The 783-nt window shown below is 50.2% G+C and carries 1 protein-coding gene; it reads left to right on the top strand.

Annotated elements, in window-relative coordinates; translation table 11 throughout:
• Positions 1-188, top strand: a 188-nt coding sequence (locus tag QCE69_RS39325; RefSeq protein ID WP_309936154.1) for a hypothetical protein, incomplete at its 5' end; no start/stop codon positions are given.
• Positions 189-783 lie beyond the last annotated feature (595 nt).

Raw genomic sequence — 783 nt, 5'->3', positions numbered from 1 at the left:
GGTCATTTCTTATTGCAGGGCTATGCCGATTAGCTTTTAAGCTCGGTGAAAATGAATCAATGTTGGTAATTGGCGTGCCGTTGTTTCTGATGTTTTTTTTTGTTTTTGCGAAGCATCTTCCGAAGCCATTACGAAAGGCTGGCATGCTGAGCGATGACCCTGAGAAATTTGGTCCTTGGTTTAAATGAACTGGAGGCGTCTCTACGCGACGGTTCAAATTTGGACAATGGTTTCGCTTGCTTCGACGATTGGTGCTGGCTGTTGGTCCTTCCTCGTCGCGGGTCTATGTCGTCTGGCCTTCGATATGAATGAGAATGTTGCGCTTCTGTCAATAGGGGTGCCGTTAGTTCTTGTGCTCTTCATTGGCTTGCAAAAGCTTTGCCAAGCCATCTCCGCAAGGCTGGGATGCTAAGCGACCACCCTGAAAGCTTCGGACCTTGGTTCAGATGAACTGGACACGTCTCTACGCCGTTAGTCAGATACTTAGCACCGTCGGCTGCATCTCGATCGCGGCTGCCGGTCTGTACTCTGTGATCTTGATCGGCATATGCAGAAGGCTCATTGGATTGAGCGAGAACGTCTCTGTGTTTGCCATTGGTATCCCGTGCTTCCTGCTTCTGCTCACAGCCTTTGTTCGGTACTTGCCGGCTCACCTTCGCAAGGCTGGCATGCTGAGCGATGACCCTAAAAGCTTTGGTCCTTGGTTCAAATGAATTGGCGAAGCATTCTCGCGGCAGAGCGCACGATTACGATAGTTGGCAGCATAGCTGTTGGTTCGAGTGT

Source organism: Caballeronia sp. LZ032 (genome assembly GCF_031451315.1).
In the GTDB taxonomy this organism is placed as follows: Bacteria; Pseudomonadota; Gammaproteobacteria; order Burkholderiales; family Burkholderiaceae; genus Caballeronia.
Note: the sequence above shows the minus strand (reverse complement) of the source record. Positions and strands in the feature narration are given on the sequence as shown.